General features: G+C 75.0%; 17 protein-coding genes. 7 read left to right on the forward strand and 10 right to left on the reverse strand.

Annotated elements, in window-relative coordinates:
* Window positions 1-17: 17 nt before the first annotated feature.
* Entirely contained in the window at window positions 18-914 is an 897-nt protein-coding gene (locus ABD296_RS21245) for an alpha/beta hydrolase (protein ID WP_344269674.1), read from the forward strand.
* 13 nt (window positions 915-927) lie between these two features.
* Here ABD296_RS21245 and ABD296_RS21250 read toward each other — a convergent pair whose 3' ends face one another.
* From ABD296_RS21250 to ABD296_RS21275, 6 genes are all read right to left on the reverse strand, one after another.
* Entirely contained in the window at window positions 928-2,136 is a 1,209-nt protein-coding gene (locus ABD296_RS21250) for a PucR family transcriptional regulator (protein WP_344269676.1), read from the reverse strand.
* Between the two features lie 171 nt (window positions 2,137-2,307).
* Window positions 2,308-3,633, reverse strand: a complete 1,326-nt coding sequence (locus ABD296_RS21255) for an acyltransferase family protein (RefSeq protein ID WP_344269678.1) — start codon at window positions 3,631-3,633, stop codon at window positions 2,308-2,310.
* Window positions 3,634-3,760: 127 nt separating this feature from the next.
* A complete protein-coding gene (locus tag ABD296_RS21260; protein WP_344269679.1) occupies window positions 3,761-4,585 on the reverse strand; it encodes an SAM-dependent methyltransferase in 825 nt (274 codons plus the stop codon).
* Between the two features lie 395 nt (window positions 4,586-4,980).
* Complete coding sequence (locus ABD296_RS21265) at window positions 4,981-5,613, reverse strand: GNAT family N-acetyltransferase (protein WP_344269681.1); 633 nt, start codon at window positions 5,611-5,613, stop codon at window positions 4,981-4,983.
* Between the two features lie 106 nt (window positions 5,614-5,719).
* A complete protein-coding gene (locus ABD296_RS21270; RefSeq protein ID WP_344269683.1) occupies window positions 5,720-6,157 on the reverse strand; it encodes a hypothetical protein in 438 nt (145 codons plus the stop codon).
* A gap of 109 nt (window positions 6,158-6,266) precedes the next feature.
* On the reverse strand, window positions 6,267-7,181 hold the full coding sequence (locus tag ABD296_RS21275) for a LysR family transcriptional regulator (protein ID WP_344269748.1): 915 nt from the start codon (window positions 7,179-7,181) through the stop codon (window positions 6,267-6,269).
* Window positions 7,182-7,261: 80 nt separating this feature from the next.
* Between ABD296_RS21275 and ABD296_RS21280 the strand changes: the two genes are divergently transcribed.
* On the forward strand, window positions 7,262-8,212 hold the full coding sequence (locus ABD296_RS21280; RefSeq protein ID WP_344269686.1) for a DMT family transporter: 951 nt from the start codon (window positions 7,262-7,264) through the stop codon (window positions 8,210-8,212).
* Window positions 8,157-9,098, forward strand: a complete 942-nt coding sequence (locus ABD296_RS21285; protein ID WP_344269689.1) for a phosphotransferase — start codon at window positions 8,157-8,159, stop codon at window positions 9,096-9,098. The genes ABD296_RS21280 and ABD296_RS21285 overlap by 56 nt, the downstream gene beginning before the upstream one ends.
* A gap of 8 nt (window positions 9,099-9,106) precedes the next feature.
* On the opposite strand, the gene ABD296_RS21290 is transcribed toward ABD296_RS21285, so the two are convergent.
* Both ABD296_RS21290 and ABD296_RS21295 read right to left on the reverse strand, forming a co-directional pair.
* The gene (locus tag ABD296_RS21290; RefSeq protein WP_344269692.1) at window positions 9,107-10,042 is read right to left on the reverse strand and encodes a sensor histidine kinase; all 936 of its coding nucleotides are present in this window, start codon (window positions 10,040-10,042) and stop codon (window positions 9,107-9,109) included.
* A 135-nt stretch (window positions 10,043-10,177) separates the two neighbouring features.
* Entirely contained in the window at window positions 10,178-11,263 is a 1,086-nt protein-coding gene (locus tag ABD296_RS21295) for a carboxylate-amine ligase (RefSeq protein WP_344269695.1), read from the reverse strand.
* Between the two features lie 205 nt (window positions 11,264-11,468).
* On the opposite strand from ABD296_RS21295, the gene ABD296_RS21300 reads away from it, so the two are divergent.
* Complete coding sequence (locus tag ABD296_RS21300; RefSeq protein WP_344269698.1) at window positions 11,469-11,600, forward strand: hypothetical protein; 132 nt, start codon at window positions 11,469-11,471, stop codon at window positions 11,598-11,600.
* A gap of 53 nt (window positions 11,601-11,653) precedes the next feature.
* On the opposite strand, the gene ABD296_RS21305 is transcribed toward ABD296_RS21300, so the two are convergent.
* Window positions 11,654-11,863 carry an HGxxPAAW family protein gene (locus ABD296_RS21305; RefSeq protein ID WP_344269701.1) on the reverse strand — a complete coding sequence of 70 codons (210 nt, stop codon included), beginning with the start codon at window positions 11,861-11,863 and terminating at the stop codon, window positions 11,654-11,656.
* Between the two features lie 177 nt (window positions 11,864-12,040).
* Window positions 12,041-13,219: an acyl-CoA dehydrogenase family protein gene (locus ABD296_RS21310; protein WP_344269703.1), complete on the reverse strand. Its 1,179-nt coding sequence runs from the start codon at window positions 13,217-13,219 to the stop codon at window positions 12,041-12,043.
* 120 nt (window positions 13,220-13,339) lie between these two features.
* Between ABD296_RS21310 and ABD296_RS21315 the strand changes: the two genes are divergently transcribed.
* Genes ABD296_RS21315 through meaB form a run of 3 tightly spaced genes read left to right on the forward strand, consistent with a single transcriptional unit; the run spans window position 13,340 to window position 18,353 of the window.
* The gene (locus ABD296_RS21315) at window positions 13,340-15,163 is read left to right on the forward strand and encodes a methylmalonyl-CoA mutase subunit beta (protein ID WP_344269706.1); all 1,824 of its coding nucleotides are present in this window, start codon (window positions 13,340-13,342) and stop codon (window positions 15,161-15,163) included.
* A complete protein-coding gene (gene scpA, locus ABD296_RS21320; protein ID WP_344269709.1) occupies window positions 15,160-17,373 on the forward strand; it encodes a methylmalonyl-CoA mutase in 2,214 nt (737 codons plus the stop codon). The genes ABD296_RS21315 and scpA overlap by 4 nt, the downstream gene beginning before the upstream one ends.
* Window positions 17,370-18,353, forward strand: a complete 984-nt coding sequence (gene meaB / locus ABD296_RS21325) for a methylmalonyl Co-A mutase-associated GTPase MeaB (protein ID WP_344269712.1) — start codon at window positions 17,370-17,372, stop codon at window positions 18,351-18,353. The genes scpA and meaB overlap by 4 nt, the downstream gene beginning before the upstream one ends.
* Window positions 18,354-18,431: the final 78 nt, after the last annotated feature.

Here is an 18,431-nt window from a genome sequence, read left to right on the forward strand (position 1 = left end):
TCCCGGAAGGACGTCCTGTGATCTCCAGACGCGCGCTGCTGATCGGCGGCCTCGGCGGGCTCGGCGCCTTCGCGGCGGCGGGCGGGACCGGCTACGCCCTGGTCGAGAACGACGTCCTGCCCGGCAGGGTCCGCCTCGACAGGGCGCTGGGCAGGTGCGGGGACGTGCCGGCGGCGCCCGCCGCCTCCACCGCCGTCCGGCGGCTGACCTGGCACTCCGCGCACCGCCGCACCGACGTCACCGCGACCGTCGTGCTGCCCGCGGCGACCCGGTCGCTGCGCGGCCTGCCCGTCGCCGTCGCCCTGCACGGCAGCGGCGGGACCGGCGCGTCCGCCGTCCGGTCGCTCGCGCTGGACCACTACCTCCCGGACGCGGTCGCGCACGGCGGCGTCCCCCCGTTCGCGATCGCCGCGGTCGACGGCGGCCCCGACTCCTACTGGCATCCCCGGGCCGACGGCGACGACCCCCTGGGCATGATCGTGGACGAGTTGCTCCCCCGCCTGGGCAAGGAAGGCGCTGAGACCGCGCGGATCGGCGCCATCGGCTGGTCGATGGGCGGCTACGGGGCGCTCGTGCTGGCCCGCAGGCTCGGCGCGGGCCGGACGGCCGCCGTGGTCGCCTCGTCGCCCGCCCTCTTCGCGTCCTACGAGGACGCGCACGGCACCAACGCGCGGTCCTTCGACGGCGCCGCCGACTTCGCCCGCAACGACGTCTCCACCGCCCTGGACGCGCTGAAGGGCGTCCCGGTCCGCGTCGACTGCGGCACGAGCGATCCCTTCGCGCCCATGGCCCGCAAGCTGCGCGACCGGATCCGCCCGGAGGGCTCCATGGGCGGCGGATGCCACGACGGCGCCTTCTGGCGCCCCCGGCTCCCCGCGCAGCTGGCCTTCCTCGGCCACCACCTCGCCGGTTAGCAGGGCGCGCCGGTCAGGCGGGCTCCTCCGCGCGCCCGGACCGCACCAGCCAGCTCAGCATCAGCAGCACGTCGAGCCGGTCGTCGAGGCCCGAGAACCGGCCGCCGGTCAGCTCGGCGATGCGCCGCAGCCGGTACCGGACGGTCTGCTCGTGGATGTGTAGCCGCTCCGCCGCGACCACCGCGTTGTCGCCGGACTGCAGGTAGGTCAGCAGCGTCTCGGCGAGCGGCTGCCGGCGCGCCGGCGCCAGGTCCAGCAGCGGGCCGAGCACGGCCGCGGCGGTCGCGCCGACCAGTTCCTCCGCCGCGAGCGTCGCCAGCGGGGCGATGTGGTCGACGCATCGGACGGGCTCGCCCGCGGGCAGCAGCCCCCGTTCGACCAGCGTCAGCGCGTGCCGCGCCCACCGCAGCGACACCGCGCCCTGCGTGAGCGGCACGGTCGGCCCGATCGCGGCGGTGCCGAGCCGGCGCAGTGCCGGCCAGATCCGGTCCTGCCCCGGCCCCTCAGGGTCGGGGACGACCAGGAACGGCACGGGCGCGTCCCAGGCGGCCAGCACGGCCGGCGGCAGGATCCGGGCGCCCGCCGGGGCGCCGGCGGGCAGCGCGACCAGCCCGATGCTGCGCGGCGGGTCCCAGCGGGCCGCGATGGCCAGGTCGGCGATCGCGTCGTGCCCCGGCGACGGCTCGGCCACCAGCGCGTCCCGCAGCCGTTCGCGGCGCCGCTCCCGCTCGCTCGCCAGCTGCCCCTGCTCGCGGGCGTAGCCCTGCGCCGCGGCGTCGGCGACCCGCGCCACCAGCATGAACAGCGAGTCGGTCAGCCGGCCGAGGGTCTCGCGCGACCAGCCGAGCCGGTAGGCGTCCTTGATGAAGCGGCGGCAGGCGATCTGGCTGCTCACCCGCATCGCGTTCTGCAGCGGCTCCAGCCCGCGGCCCTGCCGGGCCTCCAGCTCGCCGAGGTGCATGTACAGCTCGGTCAGGTGCCGCGCGTCGGCGTCGGGGTGGTCGACCGAGTCGACGAAGAACGCGACCGTCTCGCTGACCGTCCGCTCCACCCGCAGGGCGTACTCGCCGTCGTCGTCGCCCGCGTACTCGGGCACCTGGTCGCGGATCTCCCGCTCCATCTCCTCGACGGCGGCCTGCAGGTGCTGGCGCAGCAGGTCGGGGAGCTCGGCGGGCATGGGCCCTTGTGGCATCCGGCGTCCGTTCGGCAGGGGACTGACCATGGGGCCTCCCTCCGGGAGGGGTGAACCGGGCCTCACCCTAGGGAAGAAAGTGATCGCTGTCACCGTCCGGCCCACTCGCCGTGAAGGCGGGTGTCCGGACGGGAGACATCCGGGGGACGCCTCCGTCATGCGTATCACGTGCCCCGGCGCCCGCGGCCGTGCCCCCGGCGGCTAGGGCGCGACGGGCTCCGGCCGGGCCGCGGGCGGGACCGGGGGCGGTTCGGCGGGCGGTTCGGGGGCGGCGCTCGCGCGGCGGGACAGCCGGCGGCCGAGGCGCTGCGCGGGCCGCTCGATGTAGCGGTGCGCGAGCCCGGCGACGGCGAGGACGCCGGCCAGCAGCACGCCCTCCCAGGCCAGCCGCACCCAGAGCGGCATGGAGTCGCGGTCGCCGGCGACCCGCCAGACCGCCTGGACGACCATCGGGTGCAGCAGGTAGACCGAGTAGCTGACCAGCCCCAGCCACATCAGCGCGCGCGGCATGCGCCTGCGGCGCAGCGCGAGGCCGCCGAGGAAGGTCAGCCATGCCGCCGCCACGGCGAGCGACCAGTCGACGCCGAGCGTCGGCGCGGTGCCGTGCCCGCCCCAGGCGACCGGCGGGCGCAGGCCCGCCAGCAGGGTGAGCACCGGGACGACGGCGATCATCGCGGCGGCGCGCCGCACCGGCAGCCGGCCGTCCTGGATGCCGCGCACCGCCGTCCCGGCGAACATCGTGGCGATGATGCACAGGCTTTCGACGCCGCCGATCCGGCTGTCCAGCACGAGCAGCGTCAGGGCCAGCCCCGCCACGATCGCGACGCCCGCGCGGCGGACGGACCGGCGGCCGCTGACCATGGCCGCGATGCCGCCCGCGAGGGCGAGCGCCGCGACCGTCGGCGTCGCGCCCGGCCACTTGGCGGCCAGCAGCTGCTGCGGCAGCGACACGCCGAGCATCGCGGCGGCCACGCCGAAGCCGAGCGAGACCCGCGCGCTCGCGCCCTTCACGCCTGCGATGAACATCGCGGTGATGAGCAGGTAGAACACCATCTCGTAGGACAGCGTCCAGAAGACGTTGACCACGTTCGGAACGCCGAGGAGGTCCTGGAGCATGGTCAGGTGCGCGATCGCGGAGATCCACGGGCGCTCGCCGAGGCCCGGCGGCAGCCCCCACGACACGCCGGTCGCGCCGAGCGCCAGCATGAGCCCGACGGCCGCCAGCCAGGCCGGGTAGAGCCGGAAGAGCCGGCCGACCCAGAACGCGCGGACGCTGCCGCGCCGGATGAGCGAGAACGGCACCACGTAGCCGCTGATCAGGAAGAACAGGAAGACGCCGTACCGCCCGAAGTCGAACCACGGGCTGGCCGTCCGGCGGACCTCGGGGAGCAGCACGTCAAGGGAATGCTCGAACACCACCACCAGCGCGGCCAGGCCCCGCAGGGCGTCGAGCCAGCCCATCCGGGGCGCCGTGGCCGGGGGCGCGCCGTTCGCCTTCGTTTCCGTGGTGAGAGTGTTCGTCGGCATCCGGGCCACCCTAGGGGCCCTTGCTCCATGTTCTCCACAGACCCCCTGAACATCACCTGAACGCCGTGTGACCGGCATGCCGCGTTCGGCGACGTGTCGCGCGGGGGCTGCGCCCTCGCCGCCCGCGCTACGGCCGGATCCCCACGCCCGCGTACAGGACGGCGTCGCCGGGCGGCGGCGTGGTGCCGGCGTTCCAGTGCCCGGCCGGTACGAGGCCTGGAGGCAGCAGGGCGAACGGGCCGAACAGGCGGGCGATCTCGGCGGCGCCGCGGAGCACCAGCGGCCCGGCGCCCGCCGCCGCGTACCGCCGTGCCGCCTCGGCGACCGCGGCGCGCGCGTGGTCGGCGGTGGCGTGCGAGACGACCAGGGCGCTGCCCGGCGCCGCCGCCGCGCCCACCGCCGCCACCGGGGCGTACGGGTCGGGCAGGAAGTGCAGGACGCAGGAGAACACCAGCGCCACCGGCTCGGCCGGGTCGATCAGCCGCCGCACCTGCGCGGCGCCCAGGATCGACTGCGGGTCGCGCAGGTCGGCGCGGAGCGCGGCGATGTGGCCGTCCTCGATCAGCAGCGCGCGGGCGTGCGCGATGACCAGCGGGTCGGCGTCGACGTAGACGACGCGCGTCCCGGCCGCGTGCCGGGCGGCCATCTGGTGCAGGTTGTCCGCGGCGGGCAGCCCGCATCCGAGGTCGAGGAACTGCCGGATGCCCCGCTCGGCGCACGCGCGGACCGCGCGGGCGAGGAACGCCCGGCCGTCGCGCGCCGCGGCGGCCGCCTGCGGCAGGACCTCCAGCACCCGCCGCGCGAGTTCCCGGTCGGCGGCGTAGTTGTCCTTGCCGCCGAGAAGGTGGTCGTGCACGCGGGCCATGGCCGGCCGGTGCAGGGCGAGCGGGGCGTCCCCGGACACGTCTCCGGACGGCTCGGCCGTGAGCGGGGACACGACGGGGACGGTCATGTCCGCGCCGTCCGGGCCTCGGACGCCCGCCGGGTGGGAGCACACCGGCGGTGTGCGCGGGGGAGGCGGGCGGTGGACGGCGGGCGGGACGTCGTCATGGGCGCTTCACCAATCCTGGGGTGGCTACTCCTCGACGGTAGGCCGATCGGGCCGCGCCGCGTCGGCCGCGCCCCGCCCGTCCGGCCGGGAACCGCCGCCTGCATGGCCGCATCGGGTCACCTGTGTTTGGCGGTGATCCCCGTCCTCCGGAGGCGCAGGTGACGGGCATCAGGGACGCGTCGGGGCGACGGACCGTCGCCGGACGCGTACGCTCCCGGGTGCCGACCTCCCGGAGATGGCCGTTTCCGGTCATGACAGCGGCTTAACCGGAAGTGCGCCCGCGTGTCGGGGGCAGGTCAGCCGCCTTCCGGGTCCCGCCACATCAGCCAGACCGGCGGGCAGCCCTTGCCGGGCATGGCGAGCTCCCGCGTCACCCGGAACCCGAACCGCTCGTAATAGGGGACGTTCCGGTCCTTGGACGACTCGAGGTAGGCGGGGACGCCCTCGGCGTCGCAGCGGTCCAGCCGCGAGCGCAGCAGCGCGCCGCCGAGCCCGTGGCCCTGCGCGGGCGGGTCGGTGCCGAGCACCGCCAGGTACCAGTGCGGTTCCCGCGGGTGGTGCTTCTCGATCTCGCCGAGGGCGCGCAGCGCCGCCGGCACCCGCCGGCCGAGCGCGCGCAGCAGCGGGACCGCCTGCGCCGCCTGGGCCGTGAGCGGCACGCGCCAGAGGCCGGGCGGGTCCCAGAGCGCAGCGGCCTCCACGTCCGCTCCGCGGCCGGCCGCCTCGGTGCCCTCGTGCCGCAGGTGCACGCGCCGCAGCAGGATGCCGAACACGCCCGCCAGCCTGCGGACCCGGGACGCGTCGTCGGGCAGGATCCAGCGCCAGACCGGGTCGTCGTCGAACGCGCGGCCGAGCATCGCCGCGATCGCGGCGGCGTCGGCGCCGCCCGCCGCGCGGACGAGCGGGGAGGGCTGGGGCTGGGACGTCATGGCGCGGCCTCCTCGGGACGCGCCGATCCTCGCCGCGCCACCGCGCCTCCGTCAAGGCGTGCGATCCGGTGGGGAACGCGCGGCTCCGTGGAGGCGTACGGTCCGGTCAGCGGCGGCAGCGGCGTTCCGCGCGGGCTCGGCTCAGCTCCTCCAGCACCAGCGTGGCGCCGATCCCGGCGAGCCAGGAGTCCTTGGCGAGCGGGATGCCCTGCTGGGTGGGGCGCATCCCCTCGCGCATCCCGGGCAGCCGCAGGTAGAGCCCCAGCAGCCCGCCGGCGAAGGCGGTGAGCCCGGCGCCCGCGAGCACCGTCGGCACGAGCGGGGTGATCAGCGCGGCGCCGAGCGCGACCTCGGCGGTGCCGAGCTTGCGGGTGAAGTCGTTCTTGTCCTGGGACTCCAGGAACGGGTAGGCGGTCGTGGCGGTGCCGTGGATGTATTCGGCCGTCCCCTCGTCGCCCTTGAGCTTGGACAGGCCCGAGTTAAGGACGAACGCGCCCACGATCAAGCGGACGGGCATCTGGTGCGCGCGAGCAAGAAAACGCATCGTTCCCCATAGCGATCGGGAGATTCCGGGCGCAGGGATCATTCCCCCGCGCCGCCCGCTCCACGCGACCGCCGGGTCAAGTCTCGGCATCGGCCGCCGCCCGCGCCGATCAAGCGGCGGGGCGGTCCTCCATGAACCGCTCGGCGGCGGCCCGCAGCGCCTCCACGCACGCGTCGACGGCCGGGCCGCCGGCCGCGGTGCGCCACGCCACGTAGATCTTGCGGCGCACCACCGGGCGGGTGGCCAGGATCCGGACGCCGGACGGGACCGGGTCGCGGCCGAGCCGGGGGATCAGCGCGGCGGCCAGCCCGGCGGCGACGAACGCCAGCTGGGTGGGGTAGTCGGCCACATTGCAGGCGATCTCGGGCTCGACGTTGTGTTCGCGCAGCGTCTGGACGAGTTGCCTCTCGCAGGTCCCGCCCGCCGTCCAGCACGCCCAGCGCATGCCGCGCAGCTCGTGCAGGTCGACGGTGCGGCGCCGGGCGAGCGGGTGCGCGGCGGGCAGCGCCAGGTCGATGACGTCCGAGGACAGCAGGACGTTCGACACCGAGGCGGGGAACGGGGTCGGCAGCGTGTCCCAGCTCTCCACCATCGCCACGTCGATGTCGCCGCGCGCGAGGGCGGGCAGCACGTTCTCCGCCTCGCCCTCCACCAGGGTGGGGGACAGGCCCGGGTGCCGCTCGCGCAGCGCCGCGAGCGCGGGCGGCAGCACCGACCGGGCGGCGGTGACGAACGCGCCGAGGCGGACCGGCCCGGTGGCGTCGTCGCGCAGCCCGTCCAGTTCCGCGGCGGCGGCCGACAGCTGGGCCAGCACCCGGGCGGCGTGCCCGGCCAGGACGTGCCCGGCGCGGGTGAGCCGCACGCCGCGCCCCTGCTGTTCGAGGAGCCGGTGGCCGGTCTCCCGTTCGAGCTTGGCGAGCTGCTGCGACACCCCGGACGGGGTCACGTGCATCGCCTCGGCCGCCGCCGCGATCGTCCCGTGCACGGACAGCGCGTGCAGTGCCCGGAGGCGTTCGATGCTCATCGTCACAGTAGTGATGCTACCGAATTCCACTGAAGAACATTCGCTTGTGCTACTGGAAGGCGAGCGGCAGCGTGGGAGGCGTGCAAAGGATCGACCCGCGTCTGCTCGCGATCGCCGGCGCCGCGTTCATCTCGGTCTCGGCGATCCTGTTCCGCCTGTCCGGCGTCTCGTCCGGGACGGCCGCGTTCTTCCGCTGCGCGCTCGCGCTGCCGGTGCTCGCGCCGCTCGCGCTCTGGGAGCGGCGCCGCGCGGGCCCGCGGCGGCACGCCGCGGCCGACGTGGCGGCCGGGCTCCTGCTCGGCGCCGACCTCGTGCTGTGGGGCGCGTCGATCGACCGGGTCGGCGCCGGGATCGCGACCGTGCTGGTGAACGTCCAGGTCGTCGTCGTCCCGCTGCTGGCGCTGGCCGTCTTCGGGGAGCGCCCGTCCCGACGGTTCGCGCTCGCCGTCCCGGTGATGCTGGGCGGCGTGGCGCTCGCCGGCGGCCTCGCCGGGCACGGGACGGGCGCGGACCCGGTCACCGGCATCGTGTTCGGCGTGGGTGCCGGCGCCGCCTACGCTGGCTACCTGTTCCTCACGCGCGTCGCCGGGCGCGGGCAGAGCCACCGGGCGCAGCCCGTCCTGCTGGCGACCTGCGGAGCCGGCGCCATGGCCGTCGCGCTCGGCGCGCCCTGGCAGGGCGTCGACCTCGCGCCGGGCTGGGCGGCGCTCGGCTGGCTGGCCGCGCTGGCGCTGACGGGCCAGGTCTGCGGCTGGATGCTGATCGGCGCCGCGCTGCCGAGGCTGCGCGCCGAGGAGGGCGGGACGCTGCTGCTCCTCCAGCCGGTCCTGGCCGTCGCGTTCGGCGCGGCGGTCCTCGGTGAGCGTCCCGGGGCGCTGCAGATCGCGGGCTGCGCGCTGGTCCTCGCGGCGGTCCGCCTGGCCGGACGCGCTCTCGGCGGGCGGCGGGCGTCGCGGCCGGGTACCGTTCCGGTGCGTGACGACTCCGCCGCAGGGACCGCCGCCCGCCCCCGAATGGGCGCCCGAACATGAGGTCACCACGGAGGCGGCGGCCGGGCTGATCGCCGGGAGGTTCCCCGAGCTCGCGGGCGCGCCGGTGGAGCCGCTCGCCGTCGGATGGGACAACACGGTCTTCCTGGTCGGCGGCGAATGGGTGTTCCGCTTCCCGCGCCGGCGGATCGCCGTCCCGGGCGTCGAACGCGAGATCGCGGTGCTGCCCGCCATCGCTCCCCGCCTGCCGCTGCCCATCCCCGCGCCGCGTTTCGCCGCCGGGCCGTCGGAGGAGTTCCCCTGGCCGTTCTGGGGCGGGCGGATGATCCCCGGCCGCGAGCTCGCCGAGGCCGGGCCCGGCGCGGACCGGACGGTCCTCGCCGCGCAGGTCGGCGCCTTCCTGCGGACCCTGCACGACCCAGTGCTCGCGGCCGAGGCGGGGAAGGGGCTGCCGCACGACCCGATGGAGCGGTCGGACCCGGCCGTCCGCGCCGCGCGGACCCTGCCCCGGCTGGATTCGCTGGTCCGTCTCGGCGTCTGGGAGCGCGACCCCGCGGTCATGGGCTTTCTGGCCGAGGCCGCTGGACGGCGCCCGCCCGCGGGAAACCCGGTGATCGTCCACGGCGACCTGCACGTCCGGCACGTGCTGCTCGACTCCGCCGGACGGGCCGCCGGCGTGATCGACTGGGGCGACGTGTGCCTGGCGAACCCGGCCGTCGACCTGGCCGTCGCCTACGCCGGATTCGCCGGCGCCGCCCGGGCGGCGCTGCTGGACGCGTACGGGCCCGTCCCGCCGGACCGGGAGGCCGCCGCGCGCGTGCTGGCCCTGAACCTCAGCGCGACGCTCGCCGAATGGGCCGCCTCCACCGGACGCGCGACGCTGCTGGCCGAGGCGCTCGCCGGCATCGGCCGCGCCCTCTCCGGCTGAGCGGCGCGTCAGACCCGCATGTAGACCCGGATGGCGGTGCCGCCGGGCCCGGTGTGCATGCGGACGAGGTCCGCGAGGTGGTTGACCAGCAGGATCCCGCGCCCGCCCGACGGGCTCATCGCCACCGGGCGGCGCCCGGCCAGCGGGTCGGTGATGGTGCCGGCGTCGCTGATCTCGCAGACGACCCGGCCGTCCTCGGCCCAGATCCGCGCCGTCCCCTTCCCGCCGCCGTGCAGGCAGGAGTTGGCGGCCAGCTCGTGCACGGCGATCTCGAGGTCGCCGGCCGGCCCGGAACCGAGCCCGAGGTGCCGCGCCCACCGGCAGGTGAACTCGCGGACGCGGGGGAGCGCATCCAGGTCGAAGCTCATCCGGGCGGCGTCGGACGGTTCGGGCAGCGGCCGGTTGTAGGCGTCGATGACGCGCGCCGGCGCGTAGCCGCCGCTGGTGCGCTCGCCGTCCCGGTCGATGACGACCGGGTGGGTGGCATGGGCGTCGGCGATGACGACCGGGTCGAGCCCCGCCACGTCGTAGGGGCACAGGATCGACACCTCGCGGCCGGTGAACGCCAGGTTGATCAGCGCCTCGTGCTGGGCGCAGGCGGGGTACTCGGTGCCGGTCCGGCCGGGCCAGATCGGCTCGCCGATGATCCGCACCCGCCCGGCCGGGTGCCGGTCGGCGAACGCGCGCAGCACCCCGGGGATGATCCGGCCCGGGTTACGGCCCGCCTCGGACATGTCCAGCCACTTGACGTTCCCGGCGGCGTCGCCGACCGCCTCGCGCAGCACGCCGAGCCGGCGGCCCGGAACCGCGACGGCGACGGGCTCGGCCGCGTCCAGGCCGGCGCGGACGAACGGCACCGTGCCGTCGAGATACTCCTCGTCGCCCTTGTAGAAGAGGGCCGGATGAACGAACGGATCCCCCGCCGCCGCGTCGTCCGGATCCATGTCCTTGTGGCCCCCAAGCCGTCGGTGAACGCCGTTCACCTCAACGGTTACCCCCGAAGCAGCAGGTAAAAACGGGGTGAACTATGCCATTGTGCCCACACGGGGACCGCGATGCTCACCCGGGGGTCGCCGTGCTCACGTGCCGAGGAGCGCGGCGTCCACCACGTCGGTGAGCCGGCCCCTCCTGCGGTAGGCGGCGCGCTGCCGCTCCGCGCCCGTCCCGCCCATGATCAGCCGCCGCACGCCCGCCGCGACCCGGTCCAGGTCGCCGCTGTCGCGCAGCGCGGGCAGCACGTGGGCGAGCAGGTCCCCGGCGAGCTCGCGGAAGGCCGCCGGACGGCCCGTGCACACGTCCACGCCGTCGCCCGCCAGGCCGTCCCGCGCCGCCAGCCAGTACGCCGCGCGCAGCATCTCCTGGGACGGCTCCGGGGCCGGTTCCCCCGCCTCCACCGCGCGCACGGACATCTCCACCAGCGCGCGGATCAGCGCCGCGAACACCGACGCGTCCGCCGCGGTCGGCGCCACGTCGCCGAGCCGCACCTCGACCGTGGGCAGCCGCGCCGACGGCCGGACGTCCCAGAAGATCGTCCCGGCGTCCATCAGCGCGCCGCAGCCCAGCAGCGTGCCGACCAGTTCCTCGTAGTGCGCGTACGACTCGAAGTACGGCGGCGGCCCCGCCACCGGCCAGCGCGCCCACGTCATGACCCGCCAGCAGGCGTGCCCGGTGTCGCGTCCCGCCCAGTACGGCGAGTTGGCCGCCAGCGCCAGCAGGGTCGGCAGCCAGGGCCGCAGGTGGTTGCTGACCGCGACGGCCCGCTCCCGGTCGGGCATCTCGACGTGGACGTGGCAGGAGCAGATGCTCTGCTCGTCGTCCAGTGCCCGGTACATCGCGAGGCTCTCGGCGTAGCGGGCGCCGGCGCCGATCGGCGCGGGCACGAGGTCGCCGAGCACGGGAGTGCCGGTCGCGGCCAGCCGGACGCCCTCGGTCGCCGCGGCGTCCGCCATCGCGGCGCGCATCGACCCGACCTGCTCCTCGAGCTTGTCGAGGTCGTCGCAGGGCGGGGTCTTCGCCTCGGCCAGGAAGTCGACCAGCTCGGTGGAGGCACGCTCGCCGAGCGCCCGCTCCGCGCGCCGCACCACGGCGGCGGCACGGGGGACGACCTCCCGGGAACCGGGATCGACGACGAAGTACTCTTCCTCGATTCCCATTCGCAGGGCCATCCCACCACCTCGGGGTCGGGGGCTCGCAGGCGGCCGCGTCACTTAGACGGTACGTTCTCGCGGCCCGCTTCGCACCCGCCGGGCGCGGCCCCGGTGCCGGAAAGGGATCTTCTTGACCCTCTTTTGACCCGCCGCTCAGTGGGCAGCGTTGACAGGGGGGACGCCACGAAAGGAACACGACGCGACAACAAGGAAGGTGATCCGGATGCCGGGCTCGGCTCCGATCGGCGTGCTCGCGCTTCTGCTGGCGATCGCGGTACTGGTGCTCGTCGGCCTCATCTACTTCGGCGGCCGGCGGCAGGGGCCGCCCAACGGCCTGAACAGGGACCGCCACTGAGCGGCGCGCCCGGGCCGCCCGGCCCGGGCGCGGTCCGGCTCAGGACCGCACGGCTACTGGCGCGGGTCGTCGACGACGACGTCGGTCATGATGTCGACCGCGAGGGCGATGATCCCGCCGATCACGGCCACCGCGGCGCCCGCCCCGAACACGACCCAGTCGGGGCCCATGACGATGCCCGCGCCGCCGACGACGAAACCGACGAAGATGATGGCCACGGCGACCCAGGACTTGGGGCGCCCGGCGTGGCTGCCAGTCGACATGCGCAGTCTTCTCTTTCCGCGTTCGGTGGGGGACGGCGGCCCGCGTGATCGGGCCACCGACGCCGAACTCTAGCAACGCCCGCCCCGCACGGCCGCGCCGGGTGCCGCGCCGGGTGCCGCGGCCGCGCGGCGGGTCCGCGCGCGCGGGCGCGGGTGCGATCAGACGAATTGCCGGAATCAGACGAAGGCGCCCTGTCCCGTCGCCGCGCGGCCGACGATCAGCGTGTTGATCTCCCGGGTGCCCTCGTAGGAGTAGAGCGCCTCGGCGTCGGCGACGAACCGCCCGATGTCGTAGTCGAGGACGATCCCGTTGCCGGCCATCAGCTCGCGTCCCCAGCCGACCGCCTCGCGCATCCGGCTGGTGCAGTACGCCTTGGCGAGCGCCGAGTGCTCGTCGCGGTAGAGCCCCTCGTCCTGCAGCTGCGCCAGCCGCACCACCATGCCGAGCGAGGCCGTCGCGTTCCCCAGCATCCTGACCAGCAGGTCCTGGACGAGCTGGAACTTGGCGATCGGGCGGCCGAACTGCTCGCGCTGCACCGCGTAGTCGCGGGCGATCTCGTACGCGGCGAGCATCACCCCGACCGCCTGCCACGCGACGCCGCTGCGGGTCCGGCGCAGGATCGCGGCGGTGTCCCTGAAGCCCCCGGCGCCGGGCAGCCGGTCGGACTCGGGCACCCGGCAGTCCTCGAACCGCAGGTCGGCGTTCTGCACGGTCCGCAGTGCGATCTTGTTCTCGATGCGGGTCGCGGTGAAGCCGGGCGCGTCCTTGTGGACGACGAACCCCTTCACCTGGTCGTCGGCCTCGTCCCTGGCCCACACCACGACCAGGTCGGCGAACGTGCCGTTGCCGATCCACCGCTTGGCGCCGTTCAGCACCCAGTGGTCGCCGTCGCGGCGCGCGGTGGTGCGCAGCCCCAGCGCGACGTCGGACCCGCCCTCGGGCTCGGTCAGCGCGAACGCGCCGATCTTCTCCATCCGCCCCATCGCGGGCAGCCACCGCTCGCGCTGCTCCGGCGACCCGCACCGGCCGATGCTGCCCATCGCCAGCCCGGCGTGGACGCCGAAGAACGTGGCCATGGACGGGTCGACGCGCGCCATGTCCATCGCCAGGAACCCCGTGAGCAGGCTGCTGGGCTTCTCGCCGGGGCACTCGTCGTAGGCCAGCCCGGCCACGCCCAGCTCGCCGTACTGCGGGACGAGGTCGAACGGGAACTCCGCGCGCGCCCAGCAGTCGTTCGCGATCGGCGCGACCTTCGCCTCCAGGAAGCCGCGCACCCGCCCGAGGATCTCCTTCTCGCGCTCGTCGAGCAGCTCCTGCATGTGGTAGAGGTCACCGGGCAGCGCATCCAACGTCATGCGGTGCCCCTTTCCCCGAGGCCGGATCGCTAACCGGTGGCGGGCCGCGGGGCGAATCCGGTTCTGGTGAACGGGACCCGGTCTCGGACGGGGTGTAGGCGTGCGCTTACCATCCTGGGCATGACGGTGCCGCCTGAAGAACTCGAACTGGCCGCCGCCTTCCCCCCGGCCGAGCGGGACCGGTGGCGGGAGATGGTGAAGGGGGTGCTGCGCAAGTCCGGCGCGGCGACCGAGGAGACCCCCCTCGGCGAGATCGAGGGCCTGCTGACCCGCGAGTCCTACGACGGAGTGCCGATCGCGGCGCTCTACACCCGCGACGACGCCCCGCCGGGACGCCCCGGGCTGGCCCCCCGCGTGCGCGAGGTCCGGCCCGACGGCGAGGGCCTCGCCGGCTGGGACGTCCGGCAGCCGCACGCCCACCCGGACCCGGCCGTCACCCGCGAGGCGATCCTCGCCGACCTGGAGAACGGCGTCACCTCGGTCTGGCTGCGGCTCGGCGACGGCGGGACGCCCGTGGCCGCGCTCCCCGAGACGCTGCGCGGCGTGCTCCTCGACCTCGCGCCCGTCGTGCTGGACGCGGGCGACCGCACGGCCGAGGCCGCCGACGCCTTCCTCGCGCTGGTCACCGAGCGCGGGAACGGGCCGGCCGCGTCGGGCAGCCTCGGCGCCGACCCGCTCGGGCTCCAGGCCCGCACCGGCACCGCCGGATCCCTGGACGAGGCGGCGGCGCTGGCCGTCCGGTGCGTCCGGGAGTTCCCGAAGCTGCGGGCCATCGTCGCCGACGGCACCGCCTACCACGACGCGGGCGGCTCCGACGCCGAGGAACTGGGCGCGGTGGTCGCCGCGGGCGTCGCCTACCTGCGCGCCCTCACCGGCGCCGGGCTGGGCGTGGACGAGGCGTTCGGGCAGATCGAGTTCCGGGTCGCGGTCAACGCCGACCAGTTCTCCTCGATCGCCAAGCTGCGCGCGCTGCGCCGGCTGTGGACCCGGGTCGCCGAGGTCAGCGGCGCCGCCGACGGGACGGCCGCGCGGATCCACGCGGTGACCTCGTCGGCGATGATGACGCGCCGCGACCCGTGGGTGAACATGCTGCGCACCACCGTCGCGGCGTTCGCCGCCGGGGTCGGCGGCGCCGACGCCGTCACGGTGCAGCCGTTCGACGCCCGGCTCGGCCTGCCCGACGACTTCGCCCGCCGCATCGCCCGCAACACCCAGACGCTGCTGCTGGAGGAGTCGAGCCTCGCCCGCGTCGTCGACCCGGCCGGCGGCTCCTGGTACGCCGAGAGCCTCACCGAGGAACTCGCCCAGGCCGCCTGGACGTGGTTCACCGAGATCGAGAAGGCCGGCGGCCTCGCCGCCGCCCTCGGATCGGGGCTGGTCGCCGACCGGATCGCCGCGACCTGGGCGCACCGCCGCAAGGACATCGCCCGCCGCAAGGCCCCGCTCACCGGCGTCAGCGAGTTCCCGAACCTGGCCGAGAAGCTGCCCGAGCGCGGCGCCGCCCCCACGCGACCCGGCGGCGGGCTTCCCGTCGTCACGTACGCGCAGGACTTCGAGGCGCTCCGCGACCGGTCCGACGCCCACGCCGAGGCCGCCGGCGCCCGCCCGAAGGTCTTCCTCGCCACGCTGGGCCCCATCGCCGTGCACACCGCGCGCGCGTCGTTCGCCGCCAACCTGTTCCAGGCCGGCGGCATCGAGACGGTCGCCGGCGCGCCCGAGGAGTTCGCGGCGTCCGGCACGGCCGTCGCCTGCATCTGCTCCAGCGACAAGCTGTACGAGGAGAAGGCCGCCGCGGCGGCCCGCGTTCTGAAGGACGCCGGTGCTGTGAAGGTCTGGCTCGCGGGTAAGGGAACCTACGAGGGGGTCGACGCCCGCGTGCACGCCGGATGCGACGCGATCGAGGCGCTGGAGACCACCCTCGACGATCTGGGAGTGAACGAATGATCCCCGACTTCACCGAGATCGAGCTCGGGACGGCGCCCCCCGCCGACGAGGCCGCCAAGCGGTGGCGCGCCGCCGTGGCCGACGCCACCGGCAAGGAGCCCGAGGCCCACACCTGGGACACCCCTGAGGGCATCGGCGTCCCGCCGCTCTACACCGGCGACGACCTCGCCGGGCTCGACTTCCTCGGCACCCTGCCGGGCGTCGCCCCGTACCTGCGCGGCCCGTACCCGGCGATGTACGCCACCCAGCCGTGGACGATCCGCCAGTACGCCGGGTTCTCCACCGCCGAGGAGTCCAACGCCTTCTACCGGCGCAACCTCGCCGCCGGGCAGAAGGGCCTGTCGGTCGCGTTCGACCTGGCCACCCACCGCGGCTACGACTCCGACCACCCGCGCGTGGCCGGCGACGTCGGCATGGCCGGGGTGGCGATCGACTCGATCTACGACATGCGGCAGCTCTTCGACGGCATCCCGCTGGACAAGATGAGCGTGTCGATGACCATGAACGGCGCGGTGCTGCCCGTCCTGGCGCTGTACATCGCCGCGGCCGAGGAGCAGGGGGTGAAGCCGGAGGGCCTCGCGGGGACCATCCAGAACGACATCCTCAAGGAGTTCATGGTCCGCAACACCTACATCTACCCGCCGGCGCCGTCGATGCGGATCATCTCCGACATCTTCGCGTACACCTCGCAGCGGATGCCGAAGTACAACTCCATCTCGATCTCCGGCTACCACATCCAGGAGGCCGGGGCCACCGCCGACCTGGAGCTGGCCTACACCCTCGCCGACGGTGTGGAGTACATCCGCGCGGGCCGCGAGGCGGGCCTGGACATCGACGCGTTCGCACCGCGCCTGTCGTTCTTCTGGGCGATCGGCATGAACTTCTTCATGGAGGTTGCCAAGCTGCGCGCCGCCCGCCTGCTGTGGGCGAAGCTGGTGAAGCAGTTTGACCCGAAGAACCCCAAATCGCTGTCGCTGCGCACGCACTCCCAGACGTCCGGCTGGTCGCTGACCGCGCAGGACGTGTTCAACAACGTCGCCCGCACCTGCGTCGAGGCGATGGCCGCCACGCAGGGCCACACCCAGTCGCTGCACACCAACGCGCTGGACGAGGCGCTCGCGCTGCCGACCGACTTCTCCGCCCGCATCGCCCGCAACACCCAGCTGCTGCTCCAGCAGGAGTCCGGGACGACCCGGACGATCGACCCGTGGGGCGGCAGCAACTACGTCGAGCGCCTCACCTATGACCTGGCCCGCCGCGCGTGGGGGCACATCACCGAGGTCGAGAAGGCCGGCGGCATGGCCAAGGCGATCGACGAGGGCCTGCCGAAGCTGCGCATCGAGGAGGCCGCGGCCCGCACCCAGGCCCGCATCGACTCCGGCCGCCAGCCCGTCATCGGCGTCAACAAGTACCGGCCGGACGTCGAGGAGCAGATCGAGGTCCTCAAGGTCGACAACGCCTCCGTGCGCGCGCAGCAGATCGAGAAGCTGCGGCGGCTGCGCGAGGAGCGCGACGAGCCCGCCACGCAGGCCGCGCTCGGCGCGATCACCGCCGCGGCCGAGGCCGCCGAGAACGGCACCCGCCCGTCCGATCTGGACCACAACCTGCTCGCCCTCGCCATCGACGCCGCCCGCGCGAAGGCGACCGTCGGCGAGATCTCCGACGCGCTGGAGAAGGCGTACGGGCGGCACGCCGCGCAGATCCGTACGATCTCCGGGGTGTACCGGGAAGAGGCTGGGAAGGTGTCGAGCATCGAGAAGGCGCGCGCCGCGACCGCCGCTTTCGAGCAGGAGGAGGGCCGCCGGCCCCGCATCCTCGTCGCGAAGATGGGCCAGGACGGCCACGACCGCGGCCAGAAGGTGATCGCGACCGGCTTCGCCGACCTCGGCTTCGACGTCGACGTGGGCCCGCTGTTCCAGACGCCGGGCGAGGTCGCCCGGCAGGCGGTCGAGGCCGACGTGCACATCGTCGGCGTCAACTCCCTCGCCGCCGGCCACCTCACCCTGGTGCCCGCGCTGCGCGAGGAGCTGGCCGCGCTCGGCCGCGACGACATCATGATCGTCGTGGGCGGGGTCATCCCGCCGCAGGACTTCGACGAGCTGCGCGCCGCCGGCGCCGCCGCGATCTTCCCGCCCGGCACCGTCCTCGCCGACGCCGCGATCGGGCTGCTGGACGAGCTGACCGCCAAACTGGGGCATTCCGGGCAGTGAAGCCGGAACTCCAGGACTACGCGTCCGGGGTCCGGGACGGGTCGCGGGCGTGGATCGCGCGGGCGATCACGCTGGTCGAGTCGGCCCGCCCCGACCACCGGGAGCTGGCGCAGCGGCTGCTGGTCGAGCTGACCCCGCACACCGGGAACGCCCGCCGCGTCGGGATCACCGGCGTGCCGGGCGTCGGCAAGTCCACGTTCATCGACGCGCTCGGCACGAGGCTGACGGGGGAGGGGCACAAGGTCGCGGTGCTGGCCGTCGACCCGTCCTCCACCCGCACCGGCGGCAGCATCCTCGGCGACAAGACCCGGATGCAGCGCCTCGCCGTCGACCCGGACGCGTTCATCCGCCCCTCGCCGACCGCCGGGACGCTCGGCGGCGTCGCCAAGGCCACCCGCGAGGCGATGGTCGTGATGGAGGCCGCCGGATACGACGTCGTCCTCGTCGAGACGGTCGGGGTCGGGCAGTCGGAGACGACCGTCGCCGAGATGGTCGACTCGTTCCTGTTCCTCACCCTCGCCCGCACCGGCGACCAGCTCCAGGGGATCAAGAAGGGCGTCCTCGAGCTGGCCGACGTCATCGCGGTCAACAAGGCCGACGGCGACCACACGATGGAGGCCAAGCGCGCCGCCCGCGAGCTGTCGGGCGCGCTGCGGCTGCTGCGCAGCGACGAGCGCGTCCGCGACACCCCCGTCCTGACCTGCAGCGCCAAGGAGGGCGCCGGCCTGGACCGGGTGTGGGACGAGATCGTCGGGCACCAGGAGCGGCTGCGCGAGTCCGGCGCGCTGGAGGCGCGGCGCCGCCGCCAGCAGGTCGGCTGGACGTGGGCGATGGTCCGCGAGCGGCTGCTCGGCGAGCTGCACGCCCACCCCGCCGTCCGCGACCTCGCGCCCGGCCTGGAGAAGAGCGTCGCGGACGGGACCCTCACCCCGGCGCTCGCCGCCGAGCGCATCCTGGAGGCGTTCTCGCGCGGTTGCTGAACGGCCTTCCAGACGTCCGAAACCACGGGTTGCCCGGGTGCCCGGTCGCGGCGGACGGGGATCAGGTACAACAGTCGG

The sequence above is a fragment of the Actinomadura napierensis genome, assembly GCF_039529375.1.
In the GTDB taxonomy this organism is placed as follows: domain Bacteria; phylum Actinomycetota; class Actinomycetes; order Streptosporangiales; family Streptosporangiaceae; genus Spirillospora; species Spirillospora napierensis.

Bases quoted from the DNA above. Each gene is read 5' to 3' on its own strand.
- scpA (WP_344269709.1), top strand. From the start codon at position 15,160: ATGATCCCCGACTTCACCGAGATCGAGCTCGGGACGGCGCCCCCCGCC.
- ABD296_RS21295 (WP_344269695.1), bottom strand. From the start codon at position 11,263: ATGGCCCTGCGAATGGGAATCGAGGAAGAGTACTTCGTCGTCGATCCC.
- ABD296_RS21290 (WP_344269692.1), bottom strand. From the start codon at position 10,042: ATGGATCCGGACGACGCGGCGGCGGGGGATCCGTTCGTTCATCCGGCC.
- ABD296_RS21315 (WP_344269706.1), top strand. From the start codon at position 13,340: ATGACGGTGCCGCCTGAAGAACTCGAACTGGCCGCCGCCTTCCCCCCG.
- ABD296_RS21310 (WP_344269703.1), bottom strand. From the start codon at position 13,219: ATGACGTTGGATGCGCTGCCCGGTGACCTCTACCACATGCAGGAGCTG.
- ABD296_RS21260 (WP_344269679.1), bottom strand. From the start codon at position 4,585: ATGACCGTCCCCGTCGTGTCCCCGCTCACGGCCGAGCCGTCCGGAGAC.
- ABD296_RS21265 (WP_344269681.1), bottom strand. From the start codon at position 5,613: ATGACGTCCCAGCCCCAGCCCTCCCCGCTCGTCCGCGCGGCGGGCGGC.
- ABD296_RS21250 (WP_344269676.1), bottom strand. From the start codon at position 2,136: ATGGTCAGTCCCCTGCCGAACGGACGCCGGATGCCACAAGGGCCCATG.
- ABD296_RS21275 (WP_344269748.1), bottom strand. From the start codon at position 7,181: ATGAGCATCGAACGCCTCCGGGCACTGCACGCGCTGTCCGTGCACGGG.
- ABD296_RS21305 (WP_344269701.1), bottom strand. From the start codon at position 11,863: ATGTCGACTGGCAGCCACGCCGGGCGCCCCAAGTCCTGGGTCGCCGTG.
- ABD296_RS21255 (WP_344269678.1), bottom strand. From the start codon at position 3,633: ATGCCGACGAACACTCTCACCACGGAAACGAAGGCGAACGGCGCGCCC.
- ABD296_RS21300 (WP_344269698.1), top strand. From the start codon at position 11,469: ATGCCGGGCTCGGCTCCGATCGGCGTGCTCGCGCTTCTGCTGGCGATC.
- ABD296_RS21270 (WP_344269683.1), bottom strand. From the start codon at position 6,157: ATGCGTTTTCTTGCTCGCGCGCACCAGATGCCCGTCCGCTTGATCGTG.